Genomic DNA, 16,750 nt, shown 5'->3' on the forward strand with positions numbered 1-16,750 from the left:
GTAACGCTGCGGGACACCGAAAAGCTGGCAGGATGGCACACGTGGGTAATCCGCTGCGTACCGCACAGGACCGACGGCTTCCCAGGATCCCCGAGCCCTGCGCTCTGGTGATCTTCGGAGTCACGGGCGACCTGTCCCGAAAGAAACTCATCCCGGCGGTCTACGACCTGGCCAACCGGGGTCTGCTGCCGCCCGGCTTCGTGGTCCTGGGCTTCGCCCGCCGCGACTGGGGCGACGGCGACTTCGAGTCGCTGGCCTACGAGGCGGCCAAGAAGGGCGCCCGGACCCCGTGGCGTGAGGACGTCTGGACCAGGCTGGCCAGCCAGTTTCAGTTCGTGCCGGGCTCGTTCGACGACGACGCCGCCTTCGACCAGCTCGCGACCACGCTGGACGACCTGCGTGAGCGCAACGGCATCGCGGGCAACGCCGCCTTCTACTTCTCCATCCCGCCGGCCGCGTTCCCGCTGGTGCTCAACCAGCTGGCCCGCACCGGGATGGCCGACAACGCCAAGTCCGGCGGCTGGCGCCGGGTGGTGGTCGAGAAGCCGTTCGGCAACGACCTGAAGACCGCGATGGCGCTGAACAAGCTGGTCGACGAGGTCTTCACCCCGGCCGACGTGTTCCGCATCGACCACTACCTCGGCAAGGAGACGGTCCAGAACATCCTGGCCCTGCGCTTCGCCAACAACCTGTTCGAGCCGGTGTGGAATTCCAAGTACGTCGACTCGGTGCAGATCACCATGGCCGAGGACGTCGGCATCGGCACCCGCGCGGCGTTCTACGACGCCTCCGGCGCGGCCCGCGACGTGCTGCAGAACCACCTGCTCCAGCTGCTCGCGCTGGTGGGCATGGAGGAGCCGACGAGCTTCGACCCCAACGACGTACGGGCCGAGAAGCTGAAGGTCCTCAAGGCCATCAGCCTGCCCGTCGACATCGCCAAGGGCTCGGTCCGCGGGCAGTACCTGCCGGGCTGGGTCGCCGGCGAGCGCGCGGTCGGTTACCTCGAGGAAGCCAACATCCCGCCGGAGTCGACCACGGAGACGTACGTGGCCGTGCGGCTCGGCATCCAGAACAGACGCTGGGCCGAGGTGCCGTTCTACGTCCGCGTCGGCAAGCGGATGCCGCGGCGGGTCACCGAGATCGCCATCATGTTCAAGAAGGCGCCGCACCTGCCGTTCGACCCGGCCGACGTGGAGATGCTGGGCAACAACCAGCTGGTCATCCGGGTGCAGCCGGACGAGGGCGTGGTGCTGAAGTTCGGCTCCAAGGTGCCGGGCACCACGATGGAGGTCCGCGACATCGCGATGGACTTCCAGTACGGCGAGGCGTTCACCGAGTCCAGCCCGGAGGCGTACGAGCGGCTCGTGCTCGACGTGCTCGTCGGTGACCGGACGCTGTTCCCGGACGCGGCCGAGATCGAGCAGAGCTGGAAGGTCATCGACCCGCTGGAGGCGGCCTGGGCCGGGACCAAGCCGGAGCCGTACCGTTCCGGTGAGTGGGGGCCCCGGGCCTCGGACGAGATGCTGGCCCGCGAGGGCCGCGCGTGGAGGCGAGCATGATCGGGCTGTGGGACACCACGGGTAACGAGGTCGTCAAGGCGCTGGCGGCCGAACGGCGCAGCGCGGGCGGTGTGGCCAGTGGCCTCGCCCTGACGCTGGTCGCCGTGGTGGAGGAGAAGAAGGTCCGCGAGGCCGAGGCGGCCGCGACCATCGCGGCGTCCGCGCACCCCTGCCGCCTGCTCATCGTGGTCCGCTCGGACCTCGAGGGCCGCAGCCGGCTGGACGCGGAGATCGTGGTCGGCGGCCGGCTGGGCCCGGCCGAAGCCGTCGTGATGCGCATGTACGGCCGCCTGGCCCTGCACGCCGAGTCGGTCGTCATGCCCCTGCTCGCCCCGGACGTGCCCGTGGTGACCTGGTGGCACAGCGAGCCGCCGGACGTCATCGCGAACGACTTCCTGGGCGTGGTCGCCGACCGGCGCATCACCGACTGCAAGCTGGACGCGGACCCGGTGGCCGCGCTGCGCCAGCGGGCGAGGGACTACGCCCCCGGCGACACCGACCTCACCTGGACCCGGATCACGCTGTGGCGCACCCTGGTGGCCGGCGCGTTCGACACCACCGACGAGCGGGTCGTCGGCGCCACCATCGTGGCGCCGCTCAACGACCCGACCGCCGCGCTGATGCAGGGCTGGCTGAAGTCGCGGCTGGGCATCGACCCGGTCTGGGAGCACACCGACCGGTCGCCGCGGATGCACTCGGTGGAGCTGCAGTGCGCCAACGGCGACTGCGTCCGGGTCACCCGGGACGAGGGCACGGCGCTGTTCAGCCGCACCGGCCAGGAAGACCGGTACATGCCGTTGCCGAAGCGTCCCGTCGGGGACGAGCTGGCCGAGGAGCTGCGCCGGCTCGACGCCGACCAGATCTACGGCGAGGCGCTGGGGGCCATGGCCGGTATCGCGGGGCTGGACAGCAAGCCGGCGATGCGCGTCCACGTCTGGAAGGACCCGATGCAGGCCGAGCGGGCGGGCGACGGGGCCGGCGCCTTCGCGGGCCCGGGTGGCTCCGCCGCCTGACGCTCTAAGATCGTGGGGGCCGCTCGCCGACTCGGCGGGTGGCCCCTTTCTCCGGTGACGAGGGGCTTCATGAGCGAGACCGTTGTGGTGGTGGTTCCCGACGCCGACATCCTGGCGTCGACGGTGGCGGCGCGGCTGGTCATCAAGATCATCGACGCGCAGGCCGGGCGCGGCTGGGCCAGTGTCGTGCTGACCGGCGGCCGGGTGGCGGCCAAGGTGCTGCGCTCGGTCAAGGAGCTGCCGGCCGCGGACGCGGTCGACTGGTCCCGGGTCGACCTGTGGTGGGGCGACGAGCGCTTCCTGCCCGCGGGCGACCAGGACCGCAACGAGACCCAGGCCCGCGAGGCGCTGCTGGACGCGCTGCCGCTGGATCCCGCCCGCGTGCACGCCATGCCCCCGTCCGACGGCCCGGACGGCGACGACGCCAAGGCGGCCGCCGCCCGCTACGCCCGCGAGCTGGCCGCGGCGGCCAAGCCGGGCAGCTCCGAGCTGCCGCACTTCGACGTGCTGATGCTCGGCGTCGGCGAGGACGGGCACGTGGCGTCGATCTTCCCCGAGCACCCGGGCGGCTACGAGACCGGCACGGTCGCGGCGGTGCACAACAGCCCGAAGCCGCCGCCGACCCGGATCTCGCTGACCATGCCCACGATCCGTACGGCCGAGGAGGTCTGGCTGATCGCCGCGGGCAAGGACAAGGCAGCCCCGGTCGGCATGGCGATCGAGGGCGCCGGACCCCAGCAGCTGCCGGCGGCGGGCGCGGTCGGCACCGACCGGACGCTGTGGCTGCTGGACCGCGCCGCGGCGGCCAACGTCCCGCCGAAGGCCCGCAGCCTGCGCTGATCAGCCGGGTCAGGGCGTCTCGCCGGGCTTACCCGGCGTGGCCTCGACGCCCGGGTCCCTGGCCGGGGAGGCGTCCGGGGCTCCGGCCGGAGGGGCGGCCGGGTCCTCGTCCGGAGAGCTCCTCGGGGCTGTCGTGGCCGCCGGCGGCTCAGGCGATTCGCCGGTACCGACGGTCGACGGGACCGGTTCGGAGGCCGACGTCGGGCTGGGCGAGAGCGCGACGGAAGGCGTGACGGAAGGCGTGGGCACCGTGGCCGCCGGGGCGTTCGGGACCGGCAGCGGCGGATCACCGGCCGGCTGGCGTACCGCGAACACCACCGCCACCACGACGGCTGTGACCACCAGCAGCGAGCGCCACCAGGGACGCCACGACCGCCGTACCGGCGCCGCGGTCGGCGGCACCGCGGGCTGCAGACTGGCCGGGGTGATCTGACCGGCCCGGGCGGACAACGCCCGGCGCACCCGGTCCTCTGTCTGCGTGCTCATCGCTTCTCCCCCAGCAGACCGCGCAGGATGCCCAGCGCCCGGCTCGCGGTCGACTTCACCGTGCCGCGGGACACCCGCAGCACCTCGGCGATCTCCTGCTCGGACAGCTCCGACCAGTACCGCAGCACCACCACCTGCCGCTGCCGCACGGTGAGCTGCGCCAGCGCGGCCAGCACCTCCCGGTCGCCCTGGCCGAGCATCACCTCGTCCTCGGCGGCCGGCGCGAGCCCGGGCCGCGGCGGAATGTAGGCGCGGGCGGTGCGCCGGCGCCGCAGCGCCGAGCGCGCGGCGTTCATCACCCCGGTCGTGAGGTACGCGTGCGGGTCGGCCACGGTACGCAGGTCAGCCCCGTGCCGCCGGTACAGGGCGGCGAACACGTCCTGCACGATGTCCTCGGCGGTGGGCAGGTCGTCGACCATCAGCACCGCCAGCCGCACCAGGCTGAGCCGGCGGGCGTGGTACAGCTCGTTGATCGCCGGCGGCCCGTCCGCACCGCCGCCGCGTACCGCCGCCGACCGTCCGGACAGCATCGAGCGCAGCCAGCGCGGTACCAGCGCCGGCAGCGCTACGACGAAGGTCATGGCAGTCCTGAGGGTCAGCGCCGGGTACGGGTGGGTGAGGGTACCGGGGTGGCGTCCGGCTTGTCGCCCGCCCGCGTCGGCGACGGCACCGTGGAGACGGGGGGCTTGCCGCCGACCCGCGTCGGCGAGGGGGCCGGCGCGGCCTCGGCGGGCGGCTCCGGCGACTCCTCCGCCGGGACCGGGCTCGCGGCCGGGGGCTCTGCCGGGGTGGCCGACTCGTCCGGCGCGGTGCTGGAGGTCGGGGCCGGCGACTCAGCCGGCGCGGCGGGCGGCGCGGCGGGCGACGTCTCGGGGGCCGGGCTCGTCACCGCCGGCGCCGGCGCCGGCGCCTCGTCCGCGAAAGCCCTGGTGGCGGTCACCACGCCGGCCAGGACGACAACAGTGGCGGCGGTGGCGATCGAGGCGGTACGGCGGTTCAGGCGCATCGCGGAACTCCTGTGCGGTCGGGGGTGATCCTTCGCAGGAGTAGACGCGCGGCGCCGGGATGGGTTGGCTGTGCCACGGTGACGCGCGTCACAGGTCGCCGTTACCTAGACTCGCGGCTGTGCAGCCCTCGATCCGCGCGTACCGTCCCGCCGACCTCGACGCCGTCTACGACATCTGCGTGCGTACCGCCGACGCCGGAGGTGACGCCCGGGGTCAGTACTCGTCCGACACGCTGATGGGCGACATCTTCGCGGCGCCGTACGTGACGCTGGAGCCGGAACACGCGCACCTGCTCGACGACGGCACCGGCAACGCCGTCGGCTACGTGCTCGGCACCGCGGACACGGCACGCTTCGCGCAGCGCTACCGCGACGAGTGGCTGCCCGCGACCGCCGGCCGGTACCCGCGCCCGGCTGAGCCGCCGGTGACCCGGGAGGACAGCATGCTGTGGCTGCACGAGCACCCGGAGCGCATGCTCGTGCCGGAGCTGGCGGACTATCCCGCCCACCTGCACATCGACCTGCTGCCCGAGTGGCAGGGCAGCGGCTGGGGCCGCGGCCTGATCAGCGCGTTCCTGGCCGGGCTGCGGGCCGCCGGCGTGCCGCGGGTGCATCTGGGCATGGCGGTGACCAACGTCAGCGCCCGGGCCTTCTACGACCGGCTGGGCTTCACCGAGATCCCGGTGCCCGGCGCCACCGCCGTCACCTACCTCGGCCGCGGCACGGCCGAGTAGCGGCGATTACTCGCTGCGGCCGCGGCGCTGCCGGACCTTGGCCAGCGCCTCGGCCAGGATGGCCGCCCCGTCCTCGTCGGAGCGCCGCTCCTTGACGTAGGCGAGGTGCGACTTGTAGGGCTCGCTGCGCATCCGGCCGGGAGGCTTCTCCCGGTCGAGACCGCCGGGCTGACCGCACCGGGTGCAGTCCCAGGTCTCCGGGGGCACCACATCGGCCGCGAAGCGGACCTCCACCGGGTGTCCGGCGGCGCACCAGTAAGTCACCTCCCGCCGCGGGGCGGGCTCGCTGCGCTCGTCAGGGCGCATCGGGCTGGAGCCGACACGGCTGCCACGGATCGCACTGCCACTGGACACGGAAGTCACTCCTGTCTCGAGGGCGTTTCATCGCCGGGGAAAGCGGCGGTATAAAAGCGGTGGAAAACAACCGCGCGGCCCGGACGGACCGGACCGCGCGGCAGAGTCTACGACTCGCGGAGCATCTGGAGGAAGACCTGACAACGAACGCTTGGGAAGCGGACGTTAACGATGTGTTTCAGCCGGCCTGCGCGACCTTGAGCCACAGGCCCAGGCCGACGATGCAGGCGAACCAGATGACGCCCACGAGAACCGTGTAGCGGTCCAGGTTCTTCTCCGCGACCGAGGAGCCGGCCAGGCTGGAAGTCACACCGCCACCGAACATGCTGGACATGCCGCCGCCCTTGCCGCGGTGCAGCAGGACGAGCAGGGTCAGCAGGATGCTGGAGACGAGCAGCAACACGATCAACGTGTACGCGAACGCGATCGGCATGGTCGGGTCATTCCTCTCGAAGGGCACAGCAGCGCCACCACAATAGCGGGTGCCCGGCCACCGCATCGCGGCGGCCGGGCCTACGACTCAGCGCTGCACGTGCTCGCGGAACCGGACGATCGACGCGAACTCCTCGGCGTCCAGGCTCGCGCCGCCGATCAGCGCGCCGTCCACGTCGGGCTGCGCCATGATGGCGGCGATGTTGGCCGCCTTCACCGAGCCGCCGTACTGGATGCGCACCGCGTCCGCCGTCTCCGCGCCGTACTTCTCGGCGAGCCGCGCCCGGATGGCGCCGCACACCTCCTGCGCGTCGTCGGGGGTCGCCGTCTTGCCGGTGCCGATCGCCCACACCGGCTCGTACGCGATCACGATGTTCTTCACCTGCTCGGCCTTGAGCCCGTCGAGCGCGCCGTCCAGCTGCGAGCAGCAGTGCGGCACGTGATTGCCGGCCTCGCGGATCTCCAGGCCCTCACCCACGCACAGGATCGGCGTCAGGTCGTTCGCCAGGGCGGCCTTCACCTTGGCGTTGACCAGCGCGTCGTCCTCGAGGTGGTACTCGCGGCGCTCGGAGTGCCCGATCACCACGTAGGTGCAGCCCAGCTTGGCCAGCATCGCCCCGGAAATGTCCCCGGTGTACGCGCCGCCCTTGTGCGGGGACAGGTCCTGCGCGCCGTAGCGGATCGGCACCTTGTCGCCGTCGATCGCCGTCTGCACGCTGCGCAGATCGGTGTACGGCGGCAGCACGACCGCCTCGACGTCGGTCAGCTGCTGCTCGGTGAGGCTCGCGGCGAGCTTCTGCACCAGGAGGATGGCCTCGAAGTGGTTGAGGTTCATCTTCCAGTTGCCGGCCATGATCGGCCGGCGGGTCACGTCTGCCATCAGGACTCCAGTGCCGAGACGCCGGGCAGGGACTTGCCCTCGAGGTATTCCAGGGACGCGCCGCCACCGGTCGAGATGTGGCCGAAGCCGGACTCGTCGATGCCCAGGGTGCGCACGGCCGCGGCCGAGTCACCCCCGCCGACCACCGAGAAGCCGTCGATCTTGGTGATGGCCTCGGCGACGCCCCGGGTGCCGGCCGCGAACGGCGCCAGCTCGAAGACGCCCATCGGGCCGTTCCAGAACACCGTCTTCGCCGAGCCGATCGCCTCGGCGAACAGCGCGACCGACGCCGGGCCGATGTCCAGGCCCAGCCGGTCGGCCGGGATCGCGTCGGCGGCGACCACGTCATGGGCGGCATCAGCGGCGAAGGCGTCAGCGGCCACGACGTCCACCGGGAGCACGATCCGGCCGTCAGCTTGCGAGAGCAGGTCGGCGCAGGTGTCGATCATCTCGGCCTCGAGCAGCGACTTGCCGACCTCGTGGCCCTGGGCCTTGAGGAAGGTGAAGCACATGCCGCCACCGACGAGCAGCTTGTCGACCTTGGGCAGCAGCGCCTGGATGACGGCGAGCTTGTCGGAGACCTTCGAGCCGCCGAGCACGACCACGTACGGCTGCTCCGGGGTCTCGGTCACCTTGCGCAGGACCTCGACCTCGGTGAGGACCAGGCCGCCGGCGTAGTGCGGCAGCCGGGCCGCGACGTCGTAGACCGAGGCGTGCTTGCGGTGCACCGCGCCGAACGCGTCGTCGACGTAGAACTCCGCCAGCCCGGCCAGCTCGTCGGCGAACGCGCCCCGCTCGGCGTCGTCCTTGCTGGTCTCGCCGGCGTTGAACCGCAGGTTCTCCAGCAGCAGCACCTGGCCGTCGAGCAGCGCGTCGGCGGCCGCCTTGGCGGACGGGCCCACGGTGTCCTCGGCGAAGACGACCGGGTTGCCGAGCAGCTCACCGAGGCGGGTGGCGACCGGGGCGAGCGTGTACTTCGGGTCCGGCGCGCCCTTGGGGCGGCCGAGGTGCGAGCACACGATCACGCGGGCACCCGCGTCACGCAGAGTGATCAGGGTCGGCAGCACCGCACGGATGCGGCCGTCGTCAGTGATCCGGCTTGGGTCAGCCTTGTCGAACGGGACGTTCAGGTCGGCGCGCACGAGCACGCGCCGACCCGAGACACCCTCGCCGAGCAGGTCGTCGAGAGTCTTCAACTGGCTCAGCCGACCAGCTTGACCAGGTCGACGAGGCGGTTGGAGTAGCCCCACTCGTTGTCGTACCAGCCGACGACCTTGACCTGGTTGCCGATGACCTTGGTCAGGCCGGCGTCGAAGATGCAGGAGGCCGGGTCGGTGACGATGTCCGAGGACACGATCGGGTCCTCGGTGTAGACCAGGATGCCCTTGAGCGGGCCGTCCGCGGCGGCCTTGATCGCGGCGTTGACCTCGTCGACCGAGGTCTCCCGGGTCGCGGTGAAGGTCAGGTCGGTGGCCGAGCCGGTCGGGATCGGCACCCGCAGCGCGAAGCCGTCGAGCTTGCCCTTGAGCTCGGGCAGCACCAGGCTGACGGCCTTGGCGGCACCGGTCGAGGTCGGCACGATGTTCAGCGCGGCGGCGCGGGCCCGGCGCAGGTCCTTGTGCGGGCCGTCCTGCAGGTTCTGGTCCTGCGTGTACGCGTGGATCGTGGTCATCAGACCCTTGTCGATCCCGATGGTGTCGTTCAGCACCTTCGCCATCGGCGCCAGGCAGTTGGTGGTGCACGAGGCGTTGGAGATGATCGTGTGCTTCGCGGCGTCGTACAGGTTGTCGTTGACGCCCATCACGATCGTGATGTCCTCGTTCTTGGCCGGCGCCGAGATGATGACCTTCTTGGCGCCGTTGTCGACGTGCGCCTTGGCCTTGGTGGCGTCGGTGAAGAAGCCGGTCGACTCGATGACGACGTCGGCACCCAGGTCACCCCAGTGCAGGTTGGCCGGGTCGCGCTCGGCGAACGCCTTGAAGGTCTTGCCGGCGACGGTGATCTCGTCGGCGGTGGCCTTCACCTCGTGCGGCAGGCGGCCCAGGATGCTGTCGTACTTGAGCAGGTGGGCGAGCGTCGCGTTGTCGGTCAGGTCGTTGACACCGACAATCTCGATGTCCGCGCCGGAGGCGGAAACCGCCCGGAAGAAGTTGCGGCCGATACGGCCGAAGCCGTTGATGCCAACCCGGATGGTCACAGGTGGATCTCCTCGTTTCGGTCCGCCGGGATCTAGGACCGGCGGAGGTCTGCGTGCCGACCTGATCGAGGGCCGGCAGTTGCTTCATCTGGCCACCGCGCCTCGAAGGTCGAGTCCGCCGCGGCCAGGTCGGAGCTGGCGCTGCCGGCGGCGCCCGGCGCGGGCGGCCATGCTTGCCGGCACCGTCGCCGTCGAGGCCACCCTATCCGAGAAGCCTTTCGCCCCTGGACCGGGGGCGCGACCTGATCGTGACCTCAGGTGCTTGACCCTTTCCGGTACGCGCACACCCATCGACAACCGCAGACACCCGTCCCGCCCCCACCGCCCGGCCAGGCGCGACCCCGGCCGGGCGATGCACCGCCGGGCGGAGAGCCCGTCGCCCGGCCGCGCGTGCAGCTGGCAGCTACAGTGCGTCGGCATGCCCGGGGTTGACATCGAGATCACCGCTGAACTCGTCCGTGACCTGGTCCGCGACCAGCACCCCGACCTGGCTGACCGGCCGGTCCGGCTGGGCGCGCGCGGCTGGTCGAACCAGCTGTGGCGCCTCGGCGACGACCTGGCGGTCCGGCTGCCCTGGGCCCCCGGCGACGCGGACGTCCTGCTGCACAAGGAACACACCTGGGTGCCGGAGCTGGCCCCGGACCTGCCACTGCCGGTCCCCGTCCCGCAACGCTGGGGCGAGCCCTCGGCCCGGTTCCCCCGGCCGTGGCTGATCACCACGTGGCTCCCGGGCGCACCCGCCGACCAGGCTCCCGTCACACGCGCGGCGGACGCGGCCGTGTCGCTGGCCGCGTTCCTGACGGCGCTGCACCGGCCCGTCCCCGACGGCGCACCCGTCAGCCCGGATCGCAACGGTCCGCTGGCCGACCACACCGACAGGTTCATGGCAGGCCTCGCCGCCGCGGCGTCACGAGGACTCATCCCCGACGTGGACGCCGCCACCGCCGTCTGGCACGACGCGGCCACCGCACCCGTCTGGCCGGGCCCGGACGTCTGGATCCACGCCGACCTGCACCCGGCCAACGTCCTGACCACGGAAGGGCGGCTGAGCGGCGTAGTGGACTTCGGTGCCCTCGGCGCGGGCGACCCGGCATGTGACCTGGCCGCGGCCTGGATCCTGCTGCCGGACGGCGTCAACGACGCCTTCCACGCGGCCTACCGGCCGGCCCCGGACCCCGCGACCCTGCGACGGGCCCGCGGGTGGGCCCTCGGCCGCGCGGTCGCCTGCCTGCTCATCAGCGACGACGACGGTCCCGGCGGCAGACCGAGCTGGGGCCCGCCGGCCCGGATCTCCCTGCAACGCCTGACCGCTGCCGCCGGCTGACGGATCAGCAGGCCATCATCTCCGGGGTGACCGCCGCCTCGGTGTCCGGGATGCCCAGGTCGCGGGCGCGCTTGTCGGCGAGGGCGAGCAGACGCCTTATACGACCGGCGATCGCATCCTTGGTCAGCGGCGGATCGGCCAGCGCCCCCAGCTCCTCCAGCGAGGCCTGCCGGTGCTCCAGCCGCAGCCGGCCGGCCGAGGTCAGATGATTGGGCGCCTCGTCCGCGAGGATCTCCAGCGCCCGGGTCACCCGCGCTGCCGCCGCCACGGCCGCGCGAGCGGAGCGGCGCAGGTTGGCGTCGTCGAAGTTGGCCAGGCGGTTCGCGGTCGCGCGGACCTCCCGGCGTACCCGGCGCTCCTCCCAGGCCAGCACGCTGGAGTGCGCCCCGATCCGGGTGAGCAGCGCCGCGATCGCGTCCCCGTCCTTGATCACCACGCGGTCGACGCCGCGCACCTCCCGCTCCTTGGCGGTGATGCCGATACGGCGCGCGGCGCCGCGCAGGGCCAGCGCCGCCTCCGGGCCGGGGCAGGTGATCTCCAGCGCGCTGGAGCGGCCCGGCTCGGTCAGCGACCCGTGCGCCATGAACGCGCCCCGCCAGGCCGCGACCGCGCAGCAGACGTTGGCCGAGACGACGTGCGGAGGCAGGCCCCGCACCGGACGGCCACGGACGTCCAGCAGACCGGTCTGCCGGGCCAGCGCCTCGCCGTCCTTGACGATCCGCACGATGTAGTGGCTGCCCTTGCGCAGGCCACCGGAGGCGAGCACGTGCACCTCGCTCGGGTAGCCGTACACCTCGGCGATCTCCCGCCGCAGCCGCCGGGCCACCGCGCCGGTGTCCAGCTCGGCCTCGACGACCACCCGCCCGGACACGATGTGCAGCCCACCGGCGAAGCGCAGCAGGGCGGCCATCTCCGCACGGCGGCAGCACGGCTTGGGCACGTCGACCCGGCTCAGCTCGTCCTTGACCGCTGCCGTCATCGCCATCTTCGAAGTCACCTCATGCTTGTTTCGCGGTACGCCAGTTGCTTAACGATCGGAGCCGAGGACGGGCACCAGTGCTGTGCCCAACGACTCAGGATCATGCTTGGGACTGCCGTCCGCAACGGCCAGTGGGGCCAGTACCAGGCGTGCACCCAGGGCCCGGGCGGCCCGGTGCACCGGATTGGGCTCGCCGACCCATTTCGCGTCGGCCAGCACGGTGTCCACGCGCAGCTGCGGCAGATACCAGTGCAGGGCGGCCAGGTGGTCGGCCACGGAGAGCCCGGAGGTCTCGTTGTCGGCGCCGAGGTTGAGGGTCACCAGCCGCCGGGCGGGGCTGGCGACGATCGCCTCGGCCAGCTCGGGCACCAGCAGGTGCGGCAGCACACTCGTGTACCAGCTGCCGGGCCCGAAGATCAGCCAGTCGGCCTCGGCGATGGCGGCCAGCGCGGGCGGACAGGCCGGCGGGGAGGACGGCACGATCCGCAGGGCCTCGATGTGCCCGGTGGCGACGGCGACGGCATGCTGCCCGCGGACGGTGACAACCTCGCCGGGCCGGTCGGGGTCCCCGCCGCGCACGTCGGCCTCGATCCCCACGGCGTGCGAGGCCATGGGCAGGACCCGCCCACGGGCGCCGACCATGGCGGCGGCGTGCTCCAGGGCGGCGACGGGGTCGCCGAGCAGCTCTAACAGGCCGAGCAGCAGCAGGTTGCCGACGGCGTGCCCGGCGAGCGGATCGTGCTTGCCACCCACCGAGGCGATCCGGCGGTCGACGCTGCCCCAGCCGGCCTTGTCGCCCGCTTCGCCGCTGCTTCCGGCCTCCCCGCTGCATTCGGCCTTCTCACCGCTCCCGGCTTCCGGGCCGGTTTCCGCTTTCGAGCCGCCGGTGACGGAGCCGCGGCGGTCGGGCTTGCCGACCAGGGCGAACCGGTGCTGCATGAGCGCCACCGTGCGCTGGTGGCCGGGATCGTCACCGGCCAGCGCCGCGAGCGCCATCCGCAGGTCACCCGGCGGCAGCTGCGCATCCCGTTCGGCCCGCAGCCGGCCGCTCGAACCGCCGTTGTCACCCACCGTGACCACGGCGGTGATGTCGAGGTCCAGCTCGGGCGCACAGCTCAGCAGCCCCCGCAGGGACGCCGCGAGCCCGTGCCCGCCCCCGAACGCGACGACCCTGATCCGCTGCGTGTGCTCGTCGCTGGAACCGGCGGTCACACCGCGTCGCTCCGCCGGGCTGCTGCCCGGCCCCGCCGGCTGCGCCGCCGTCACTCCCGCCCCAGGTCGCGGTGCGAGGAATGGGCGGACAGGCGGATGTCGCGCAGCTGGGCGGTGAGCTCCTCGGCGATCGCGACGCTGCGGTGCTTGCCGCCGGTGCAGCCGACCGCCACGGTCAGGTAGCGCTTGCCCTCGCGCTCGAAGCCGGGCGCCGTCGCGGCGATCAGGCTCGCGTAGGTGCCGACGAAGTCGTGGGCGCCCTCCTGGCCGAGCACGTAGCTGCTGACGCCTTCTTCCAGGCCGGTGTGCTCGCGCAGCTCCGGCACCCAGAACGGGTTCGGCAGGAAGCGGGCGTCCATCACGTAGTCGGCGTCGGGCGGCAGGCCGTACTTGAACCCGAACGACAGCACGGTGATGCGCAGCCGCCGGGCGTCCTCGCCGCCGAACAGCTCCTCGACGCGGCGCCGGAGCTGGTTCACGTTCAGATGACTGGTGTCGATGATCACGTCGGACTGCTCGCGGGCCTCCTCGAGCAGCTTGCGCTCGGCGGCGATGCCGTCGGCCAGACGGCCGTCACCCTGCAGCGGGTGCGAGCGCCGGACGGACTCGAAGCGCCGGATCAGCACCTCGTCGTCGGCGTCGACGAACACGACGCGCGGCGAGAAACCGCGCTCCTTGAGCGCGCGGACGGCCCCGGCGAGGTCGGTGGAGAAGGCCCGGCTGCGAACATCCAGAACCATGGCGGTACGCCGGGCCGCCCCGCCCGCCTCGAACGCGAGCTGCGCCATGTCCAGCATGAGCGCCTGCGGCAGATTGTCGACGACGTAGAAGCCGACGTTCTCCAGCGCACGGGCCACTGTGCTGCGGCCACCACCGGAAACGCCGGTCACCACCACGAGGTCGGTACCGGCCTCGTCGGGTGTGAGCTCCGGAACGAACTCCGGCATCGACTCGGTCACGCACTCCTCCTGAACCGCACTGCGCCTGCGCCCCCTCCGGGCGGACACTGCATCCTAGGCCGAAGCACCGACCCGGCACCGCCGGACCTGGTGTCCATTACCCGATCCGGTGCCCGAAGGGTCCCGCAAGCCGCCCCGATCAACCCACCCGGTGAACGGCGTCCCCACCGCCCGTATTCCACGACCGCCGCCCCGGGGCCGGCGACGCCCTCGCGCTACGACCGTCACAACCTTCAGCCCGGGGTCGGGACGCCCTCGCGCTACGACGGTCACTACCTTCAGCCCGGGGTCGGGGACGCCCTCGCGCTACGACGGTCACAACCTTGAGCCCGGCCCCGACAAGCAGCGCACCCGCAGCGGCCGGTGAGCATGCTGCCGGGCCGGCTGATCACGTGGCGGTCGCGTCAGGGCCGGTCCAGCGCTGCGACCGACGAGGATGAGGCCTCCGGCCCCGGCTCCCCGGGATCGGCCGGTGGATCTCCCGGGTCCACGGTGTCGGGGGTCGGGATGAGCGGCCGCGCCGCCCTGTTGCGATTGGCTCCCGCCTTCGTTCTTCCCGCCCCGCCGGTCGCCGGTGTGGCCGGTTCCGGTGCGGTGTCGCCGGCCTTCGTGGTGTCGGCCAGGGCTGCGAGGACCGCCTCCGCCGTCCGGCGGCCGATCCCCGGGACCTCGGTGACCTCCTCCGGCGTCGCCTGCCCCAGCCGCTTCAGCGACCCGAAATGCCGCAACAGTGCCTTGCGCCGCGTCTCTCCCAGCCCGGGGATGTTGTCCAGCGCCGAGGCCGTCATGCGCTTGGAGCGCCGCTGCCGGTGGAACGTGATGGCGAAGCGGTGGGCCTCGTCGCGTACCCGCTGGAGCAGATACAGCGCTTCGGAGGTGCGGGGCAGGATCACCGGGAAGTCCTCGCCCGGCAGCCACACCTCCTCGAGGCGCTTGGCCAGGCCGCAGAGGGCCACGTCGGTGATGCCGAGGTCGGACAGGACCGCGGCCACAGCATTGACCTGCGGCTGACCGCCGTCGACGACGACCAGGTTGGGCGGATACGCGAAGCGGCGCGGCCGCCCGGTCAGCGGGTCGATGCCAGGCAGCTCGCTGGGCACCGGCTCCAAACCGTCAGCCCCGGCAGCGACATCAGCCGGACCACCACCCAGGCGATCCGCCGAACCATCAGCCGGACCACCGGCCAGGCGATCGGCTGGTCCCTCGGCCAGGCGATCGGCTGGTCCCTCGGCCAGGCGATCGGCTGGTCCCTCGGCCAGGACCTCGGCTGGGCCGTCGGCCAGGGCGTCGGGCGGTGGTGCGGAAGCGCCCGGCGCGGCCTCGGCGCGGTAGCGGGCGAACCGCCGCCGCATCACCTCGCTCATCGCCGCGAGGTCGTCGGTGCCCGAGCCGTCGGGATTTCCCCGGACCGCGAAGCGCCGGTACTCACTCTTGCGGGCCAGGCCGTCCTCGAAGACCACCATGCTGGCCACCACGTCCGTGCCCTGGATCTGGGACACGTCGAAGCATTCGATGCGCAGCGGCGCCGTCTCCATGCCCAGCGCCTCGGCGATCTCGTCGAGGGCCTTGCTGCGGGTGGTCAGATCGCCGGCGCGGCGCAGCTTGTGCCGGGCCAGGGACTCGCCGGCGTTGCGGGCCACCGTCTCCAGCAGGGACCGCTTGTCGCCGCGCTGGGGCACGCGCAGGCTGACCCGGCTGCCGCGGTGCTCGGTGAGCCAATTCTCCAGCGCTTCGGCGTCCGGGGGCAGGGCGGGCACCAGCAGCTCGCGGGGGACGTCGTTCTCGCCGTGCTCGTCGCCGTACACCTGGGTGCAGAAGTGGTGCACGAGGTCTCCCGTGGTCAGGTCCTCGACCTTCTCCACGACCCAGCCGCGCTGGCCGCGCACGCGGCCGTCGCGGACGTGGAAGACCTGCACCGCCGCTTCGAGCGGGTCCTCGGCGAACGCGACGACGTCGGCGTCGGTGCCGTCGCCGAGCACGACGGTCTGCTTCTCCATCGCCTTGCGCAGGGCGGCGATGTCGTCGCGCAGCCGGGCCGCCTTCTCGAATTCGAGCTGCTCGGACATCTGCATCATGTCGCGTTCGAGGCGCTTGACGAAGGTGTCGGTGCGCCCGGCCATGAAGTCGCAGAAGTCGTCGACGATGGCCCGGTGCTCCTCGGCGGAGACGGTGCCGACGCACGGCGCCGAGCACTTGCCGATGTAGCCCAGCAGGCAGGGGCGGCCGATCTGGCCGGCGCGCTTGAACACGCCGGTGGAGCAGGTGCGGGCCGGGAAGACGCGCAGCAGCAGGTCGAGGGTCTCGCGGATGGCCCAGGCGTGGGAGTACGGCCCGAAGTACCGCACGCCCTTGCGTTTGGCGCCGCGCATGACCTGCAGGCGGGGGTATTCCTCGTTGAGCGTGACGGCGAGGAACGGATACGACTTGTCGTCGCGGTACTTCACGTTGAAGCGCGGGTCGAACTCCTTGATCCAGGAGAACTCCAGCTGCAGCGCCTCGACCTCGCTGCTCACGGTGACCCAGTCGACGGCGGCCGCGGTGGTGACCATCTGCTGGGTGCGCGCGTGCAGGCCGAAGGTGTCGGCGAAGTACGAATTCAGCCGGCTGCGCAGGCTCTTCGCCTTGCCCACGTAGATGACGCGGCCGGTGGGGTCACGGAAGCGGTAGACACCGGGGGCGTCCGGAATGGTCCCGGGCGCCGGCCGGTAGCTGGACGGGTCAGGCACGACTCAACACTAGTGCGGACCCCTGACATGATTATCCGACCGGAGGCCC

At 72.3% G+C, this 16,750-nt stretch carries 17 protein-coding genes; 5 read left to right on the forward strand and 12 right to left on the reverse strand.

The features are described from left to right. The first annotated feature begins 41 nt into the window (after positions 1-41). From zwf to pgl, 3 genes are all read left to right on the forward strand, one after another. A complete protein-coding gene (zwf, locus tag Aau02nite_RS35795; RefSeq protein WP_212993106.1) occupies positions 42-1,559 on the forward strand; it encodes a glucose-6-phosphate dehydrogenase in 1,518 nt (505 codons plus the stop codon). Next, positions 1,556-2,572: a glucose-6-phosphate dehydrogenase assembly protein OpcA gene (locus Aau02nite_RS35800; protein ID WP_212993056.1), complete on the forward strand. Its 1,017-nt coding sequence runs from the start codon at positions 1,556-1,558 to the stop codon at positions 2,570-2,572. The genes zwf and Aau02nite_RS35800 overlap by 4 nt, the downstream gene beginning before the upstream one ends. A gap of 69 nt (positions 2,573-2,641) precedes the next feature. Continuing rightward, on the forward strand, positions 2,642-3,412 hold the full coding sequence (pgl, locus tag Aau02nite_RS35805) for a 6-phosphogluconolactonase (RefSeq protein ID WP_212993057.1): 771 nt from the start codon (positions 2,642-2,644) through the stop codon (positions 3,410-3,412). Between the two features lie 9 nt (positions 3,413-3,421). On the opposite strand, the gene Aau02nite_RS35810 is transcribed toward pgl, so the two are convergent. From Aau02nite_RS35810 to Aau02nite_RS35820, 3 genes are read right to left on the reverse strand one after another with little or no spacing between them, the layout of a single operon-like run. Further along, on the reverse strand, positions 3,422-3,898 hold the full coding sequence (locus tag Aau02nite_RS35810; RefSeq protein WP_212993058.1) for a hypothetical protein: 477 nt from the start codon (positions 3,896-3,898) through the stop codon (positions 3,422-3,424). Further along, positions 3,895-4,479, reverse strand: coding sequence for an RNA polymerase sigma factor (locus Aau02nite_RS35815; protein WP_212993059.1), 585 nt, complete (start codon positions 4,477-4,479; stop codon positions 3,895-3,897). The genes Aau02nite_RS35810 and Aau02nite_RS35815 overlap by 4 nt, the downstream gene beginning before the upstream one ends. A 14-nt stretch (positions 4,480-4,493) precedes the next feature. After that, positions 4,494-4,904 (reverse strand): hypothetical protein, encoded by a 411-nt coding sequence (locus Aau02nite_RS35820; protein WP_212993060.1) that lies wholly within the window; start codon positions 4,902-4,904, stop codon positions 4,494-4,496. 119 nt (positions 4,905-5,023) lie between these two features. On the opposite strand from Aau02nite_RS35820, the gene Aau02nite_RS35825 reads away from it, so the two are divergent. Further along, the gene (locus Aau02nite_RS35825) at positions 5,024-5,638 is read left to right on the forward strand and encodes a GNAT family N-acetyltransferase (protein WP_246595683.1); all 615 of its coding nucleotides are present in this window, start codon (positions 5,024-5,026) and stop codon (positions 5,636-5,638) included. 6 nt (positions 5,639-5,644) lie between these two features. Here the strand turns inward: Aau02nite_RS35825 and Aau02nite_RS35830 are convergent, their stop codons facing one another. The 5 genes from Aau02nite_RS35830 to gap all read right to left on the reverse strand — a co-directional run bounded on the left by Aau02nite_RS35830 (position 5,645) and on the right by gap (position 9,501). Further along, positions 5,645-5,992, reverse strand: coding sequence for an RNA polymerase-binding protein RbpA (locus tag Aau02nite_RS35830; RefSeq protein ID WP_203763021.1), 348 nt, complete (start codon positions 5,990-5,992; stop codon positions 5,645-5,647). 178 nt (positions 5,993-6,170) lie between these two features. Next, positions 6,171-6,425, reverse strand: a complete 255-nt coding sequence (secG, locus tag Aau02nite_RS35835) for a preprotein translocase subunit SecG (RefSeq protein WP_212993062.1) — start codon at positions 6,423-6,425, stop codon at positions 6,171-6,173. Between the two features lie 87 nt (positions 6,426-6,512). After that, entirely contained in the window at positions 6,513-7,304 is a 792-nt protein-coding gene (gene tpiA, locus Aau02nite_RS35840; protein WP_212993063.1) for a triose-phosphate isomerase, read from the reverse strand. Continuing rightward, on the reverse strand, positions 7,304-8,500 hold the full coding sequence (locus Aau02nite_RS35845) for a phosphoglycerate kinase (protein ID WP_212993064.1): 1,197 nt from the start codon (positions 8,498-8,500) through the stop codon (positions 7,304-7,306). Before Aau02nite_RS35845 ends, tpiA begins: the two co-directional genes overlap by 1 nt. Positions 8,501-8,505: 5 nt before the next feature. After that, positions 8,506-9,501: a type I glyceraldehyde-3-phosphate dehydrogenase gene (gene gap, locus Aau02nite_RS35850; protein ID WP_212993065.1), complete on the reverse strand. Its 996-nt coding sequence runs from the start codon at positions 9,499-9,501 to the stop codon at positions 8,506-8,508. A gap of 418 nt (positions 9,502-9,919) precedes the next feature. Here gap and Aau02nite_RS35855 point away from each other — a divergent pair, with 418 nt between their 5' ends. After that, positions 9,920-10,825: an aminoglycoside phosphotransferase family protein gene (locus Aau02nite_RS35855; RefSeq protein ID WP_212993066.1), complete on the forward strand. Its 906-nt coding sequence runs from the start codon at positions 9,920-9,922 to the stop codon at positions 10,823-10,825. 4 nt (positions 10,826-10,829) lie between these two features. On the opposite strand, the gene whiA is transcribed toward Aau02nite_RS35855, so the two are convergent. From whiA to uvrC, 4 genes are all read right to left on the reverse strand, one after another. Further along, on the reverse strand, positions 10,830-11,810 hold the full coding sequence (whiA, locus tag Aau02nite_RS35860; RefSeq protein WP_184996434.1) for a DNA-binding protein WhiA: 981 nt from the start codon (positions 11,808-11,810) through the stop codon (positions 10,830-10,832). A 42-nt stretch (positions 11,811-11,852) separates the two neighbouring features. Beyond that, a complete protein-coding gene (locus tag Aau02nite_RS35865; protein WP_281421111.1) occupies positions 11,853-13,016 on the reverse strand; it encodes a gluconeogenesis factor YvcK family protein in 1,164 nt (387 codons plus the stop codon). 50 nt (positions 13,017-13,066) lie between these two features. Beyond that, positions 13,067-13,963, reverse strand: a complete 897-nt coding sequence (gene rapZ, locus Aau02nite_RS35870; protein WP_212993108.1) for an RNase adapter RapZ — start codon at positions 13,961-13,963, stop codon at positions 13,067-13,069. A gap of 416 nt (positions 13,964-14,379) precedes the next feature. Further along, complete coding sequence (gene uvrC / locus Aau02nite_RS35875) at positions 14,380-16,701, reverse strand: excinuclease ABC subunit UvrC (RefSeq protein ID WP_246595684.1); 2,322 nt, start codon at positions 16,699-16,701, stop codon at positions 14,380-14,382. Positions 16,702-16,750 lie beyond the last annotated feature (49 nt).

Origin of the sequence: Actinoplanes auranticolor (genome assembly GCF_018332655.1) — a bacterium.
GTDB classification, from domain to species: Bacteria; Actinomycetota; Actinomycetes; order Mycobacteriales; family Micromonosporaceae; genus Actinoplanes; species Actinoplanes auranticolor.

What these genes read in the sequence shown, in the direction of transcription:
- tpiA (WP_212993063.1), bottom strand. Translation starts at nt 7,304, where the DNA reads ATGGCAGACGTGACCCGCCGGCCGATCATGGCCGGCAACTGGAAGATG.
- pgl (WP_212993057.1), top strand. Translation starts at nt 2,642, where the DNA reads ATGAGCGAGACCGTTGTGGTGGTGGTTCCCGACGCCGACATCCTGGCG.
- Aau02nite_RS35800 (WP_212993056.1), top strand. Translation starts at nt 1,556, where the DNA reads ATGATCGGGCTGTGGGACACCACGGGTAACGAGGTCGTCAAGGCGCTG.
- Aau02nite_RS35810 (WP_212993058.1), bottom strand. Translation starts at nt 3,898, where the DNA reads ATGAGCACGCAGACAGAGGACCGGGTGCGCCGGGCGTTGTCCGCCCGG.
- Aau02nite_RS35815 (WP_212993059.1), bottom strand. Translation starts at nt 4,479, where the DNA reads ATGACCTTCGTCGTAGCGCTGCCGGCGCTGGTACCGCGCTGGCTGCGC.
- Aau02nite_RS35820 (WP_212993060.1), bottom strand. Translation starts at nt 4,904, where the DNA reads ATGCGCCTGAACCGCCGTACCGCCTCGATCGCCACCGCCGCCACTGTT.
- Aau02nite_RS35855 (WP_212993066.1), top strand. Translation starts at nt 9,920, where the DNA reads ATGCCCGGGGTTGACATCGAGATCACCGCTGAACTCGTCCGTGACCTG.
- whiA (WP_184996434.1), bottom strand. Translation starts at nt 11,810, where the DNA reads ATGGCGATGACGGCAGCGGTCAAGGACGAGCTGAGCCGGGTCGACGTG.
- secG (WP_212993062.1), bottom strand. Translation starts at nt 6,425, where the DNA reads ATGCCGATCGCGTTCGCGTACACGTTGATCGTGTTGCTGCTCGTCTCC.
- rapZ (WP_212993108.1), bottom strand. Translation starts at nt 13,963, where the DNA reads ATGCCGGAGTTCGTTCCGGAGCTCACACCCGACGAGGCCGGTACCGAC.